This window comes from Pseudanabaena sp. 'Roaring Creek', from assembly GCF_001402795.1.
Taxonomy (GTDB): Bacteria; Cyanobacteriota; Cyanobacteriia; order Pseudanabaenales; family Pseudanabaenaceae; genus Pseudanabaena.
The window spans coordinates 1-3195 of record NZ_LIRE01000530.1; the positions used below are offsets into that span (position 1 = coordinate 1).

The window sequence follows — 3195 nt, forward strand, 5'->3', positions numbered from 1 at the left end:
GTCTACCTGCATAGCTCCTCACCTCTAATTAATCAAAACTCAATCCAAATTAAAAATAGACCACAGTCTATCAAGCTAAGTAGCTAAGCATAAGTAAACTTAAAACCTAGAAGAGCGTACCGCCCGCTACGCGGGCGGTACGCTCTCTGGTTTTGTTTTTTAATTATGCCCAGCTACTTATCCAGCTACTTATCAAGCAATAACATTTGTTCGTTCTGGTTACATCCTACGTTTAGGCTAAAAATTGCGTAGAAATTGCGTAGAAACTTCGTAGAGAAGGCGTGCTATGCACGCCTTCTCTATCTTTAAGTAGTGTACTCGGCGTTGATTTTGACGTAATCATAGCTGAGATCGCAACCCCATGCCGTACCATCACCATTACCATCGCCGACCTCGACGTTAATAACTACGGTGTCATTTTTGAGATAGTCGCTAGCGGCTTGGCGATCGTATTCCTGAGGCGTACCATCCTTCATCATCACAAATTCTCCCAATTGAATATGCAATACATCTTGATCGAAATCCACGCCCGATCGCCCTGCGGCAGCGGCAATTCTGCCCCAGTTAGGATCGTTACCAAAAACTGCGGATTTAACCAGTGAAGAACTGACTATGGTTTTGGCGATTTGCCGAGCGGCGATCGCAGTTGATGCTCCAGTGACATTGACCTCGATCATGCAGGTTGCGCCTTCCCCATCACGGGCGATCGCCTTGGCTAATTCCATACAAACCTCTTGTAGCATGGCTTGGATTTGCTGTGCAGCGGCAGAATTCTCATCACTAATGACTACGCCCGACTCACCATTGTTCAGAGCTAGCACCATATCATTAGTACTGGTATCGCCATCGACGGTCACTTGATTAAAACTAGCATCGATCGATCGCGACAACATGGTTTGCCATAGCTGCGGCTCCACGCCCGCATCGCAAGTCACAAAACCAAGCATCGTCGCCATATTGGGGTGAATCATTCCCGAACCTTTACAAATGCCGCCAATGCGGACGGGCTTGCCATCAATTACCGTTTCAAGGGCAATGCTCTTGGGAACCGTATCCGTCGTCATGATCGATCGCGAAGCAGCTTCACCACCATCCGCAGAAATTAGGGGCGCGATCTTGGCAATTCCCGATCGCATTTTATCCATCAGCAATTGCTTGCCAATGACACCCGTGGAGGCAACCAATACGCCATCTTGGGTATTTAAGGCTTTTTGGACTAATTCTGCACATTCCACCGCATTTTGCCAACCTTCTGCACCAGTACTGGCATTGGCTTGTCCTGCATTGCAGAGAATCGCGCTGACTTTACCACCCTTAGCTAATACTTCCCGATTGAAGTCCACACAGGCAGCTCGGACGCAGGACTTGGTGAATACTCCTGCGGCGATCGCAGGAACATCCGAGGCGATTAGGGTTAAGTCGGGTGCGCCCGATGGTTTTAACCCAGCGGTAATGCCTGCTGCTTTGTAGCCCTTTGCAGCGGTCACACCACCCGCGATTACTTGCCAATTTGCCATAATTTTGATTTAGTTCCTTTCGTCTTTATTATTATCTGTCAGTAGCTGGGCATAATTAAAAACCAGAGCTAAAACCTGTAGCACAAGCGCAGCTTGCGCCACAGGTTTTATGTTTTTATTTAGACCGTGCGGCGTTGCGGCGCGATCCTTACATTTCCGTCAGCTTGGCGATCGCTCCTTCTAAGGAGCTAGGTAGCGATCGCAACAGCTTACGTTTTTCAAAATCTACAGGTACGAGGGTAACCACTGCTGTTACACATAGATCTGTTTCGGTGCGAATTTGGTATTCCCAATTAAGGCGGACTTTGTCGGGTACGAGCTTAGTCATCACCAGCAAATTGTCACCCATCCTTGCCGAACGATGATAGCGCAAAGACATTTCCACTACTGGCAAATCCACACCTGCGGAAACTAATTCTTCAAAACTCATGCCCACAGTACGCAAACATTCGACCCTTGCCTCTTCCATCCAATTAATATAGGAGCCATGCCATACCACACCCGAATAGTCCGTATGGTGGGGATAGACGTGAACCGCATAGTTAAACCAGCCTTCATTCTCAGGATTTGGCTCAAACTTGGTAATTGTTTTCGTTAATGCATTAGAAGTAAGTTCAGCCGTCATATTGATACCTAAAACAAATTCTTATAGGGCTTTGTTCGGTTATGAGAATACGCTCGGAAGAACTGTACGCTCATAACTCATAGTAAATTCTCTAGACGACGACGCATCATCGCAATTACGGGATCTTCTACCTCAGCATCAGCCTCTGGTTCCGAGAGCTTTTGAACGCGATCGGGCGACCAATCCGTTTTGTCAACATTTTTTTCTGGTGGAACTAACAAAGCATCAGTTGGTACGATATTTAAGTCGTAGTTAGCATCCTCACAGAATTCCTTTAGCTCTTCACTGTCAATGCTTTCCACTGTCGGCGATAAGAAATCCTGTGCTTCCAGTAAACCCGCATAACGAATGGCATCATCCTCTTGCTCAAAGGCGACAATGATATTATTGCCTTCAATTTCCAGTGTATAGATACCTTCGTTATCAGTGTTAGCGTTAAACAGCAATACCCAAACTTGCATAGAAAAAACTCGACCATTAGAAAAGCTCTAATATTGTATAACATTGCCCAATCCCAGATTTTGCTTGAAAGCGATGCAAAACCTCACTCTAATAAAAATCTTGGATTTTAATCTTGGATTTTATCAAAAGAAAAAGCCCATTCAAAAAGCAAGGTAGGAGTTATCTTTTTGCGGCTGGATCTCTACACGACGGGTAAATACACCATAGGCGTAACCATTACCAAGCAGCTACTTTGGTACTTTATTGGCGCACCCTTGGTGCGTAGTTACTTAATTCCTTTTTCATGGTTAAAAGTTAACATTTTGCGTTGGTTTGGCGCGGAGATAGGTCAAGGTGTAAGAATCAAAACAGGGGTACGGATTAAATTCCCTTGGCGCTTGATTGTCAAGGACTTTGTCTGGATTGGTGAAGATGCTTGGTTAGACAATCTCGATTTAATTACGATTGAAAGCCATTGTTGTATTTCGCAAGGAGTTTATCTCTGTACGGGTAATCACGACTGGTGCGATCGCCATTTTGCATTGCGTACGGCTCCAATTTATATTGAGACGGGGAGTTGGATCGCGGCAAGGGCTACCGTGGGTGCGGGGG

The 3195-nt window shown here is 45.8% G+C and carries 4 protein-coding genes; 1 reads left to right on the top strand and 3 read right to left on the bottom strand.

All coding sequences use genetic code 11. The features are described from left to right. Window positions 1-305 precede the first annotated feature (305 nt). The 3 genes from argJ to AC805_RS16005 form a co-directional block, all read right to left on the bottom strand. The gene (gene argJ / locus AC805_RS15995) at window positions 306-1517 is read right to left on the bottom strand and encodes a bifunctional ornithine acetyltransferase/N-acetylglutamate synthase (RefSeq protein ID WP_055076344.1); all 1212 of its coding nucleotides are present in this window, start codon (window positions 1515-1517) and stop codon (window positions 306-308) included. 148 nt (window positions 1518-1665) lie between these two features. Then, window positions 1666-2142 carry a thioesterase family protein gene (locus AC805_RS16000; RefSeq protein WP_055076345.1) on the bottom strand — a complete coding sequence of 159 codons (477 nt, stop codon included), beginning with the start codon at window positions 2140-2142 and terminating at the stop codon, window positions 1666-1668. 77 nt (window positions 2143-2219) lie between these two features. Beyond that, complete coding sequence (locus AC805_RS16005; protein WP_055076346.1) at window positions 2220-2603, bottom strand: DUF3110 domain-containing protein; 384 nt, start codon at window positions 2601-2603, stop codon at window positions 2220-2222. 168 nt (window positions 2604-2771) lie between these two features. Between AC805_RS16005 and AC805_RS16010 the strand changes: the two genes are divergently transcribed. Continuing rightward, on the top strand, window positions 2772-3195 hold a 424-nt coding region (locus AC805_RS16010), incomplete at its 3' end, for an acyltransferase (protein WP_055076347.1).